The sequence below is a fragment of the Sutterella massiliensis genome (assembly GCF_016899755.1).
GTDB lineage: Bacteria > Pseudomonadota > Gammaproteobacteria > Burkholderiales > Burkholderiaceae_F > Sutterella > Sutterella massiliensis.
The window spans coordinates 1-350 of the sequence record NZ_JACJJC010000342.1; the positions used below are offsets into that span (position 1 = coordinate 1).

The window sequence follows — 350 nt, forward strand, 5'->3', positions numbered from 1 at the left end:
TTCTGCTTCACCGGGGCTTTCGTTAGGATGACGCCGCCGTTGCCGCCCGTCGGGAGTCGCCCCTTTTCCTTGTTCATGCGCGGATAGGTCATGCAGCCAAGCCGGAACTTGTCGCCCACGAGGTCTGTGAAGGCGCGAGCGGCATTGGGAGAAGATGCGATGATCCCGATTTTGCCAGCCGCAAACTGCTGGCGGGATTGTTCGTAGTCTCGCATCGTCATGCCGCCTTCCTTCATGATGCGAACGCAAAGTTCAAGCGCTTTGAGTCCGATGTCGTTATTGAAGCCGCAGTGATTGCCGTCGGGGGCCATGAGTGCGCCGCCTTGTTCGAGAATTACAGTCTGCCAGAG

Annotated in this window: 1 pseudogene; it reads right to left on the reverse strand. The window is 58.3% G+C overall.

Going from position 1 to position 350, the window contains the following annotated elements:
• Positions 1–350, reverse strand: a pseudogene (locus H6A60_RS12830) (ABC transporter substrate-binding protein); the annotation flags it as partial.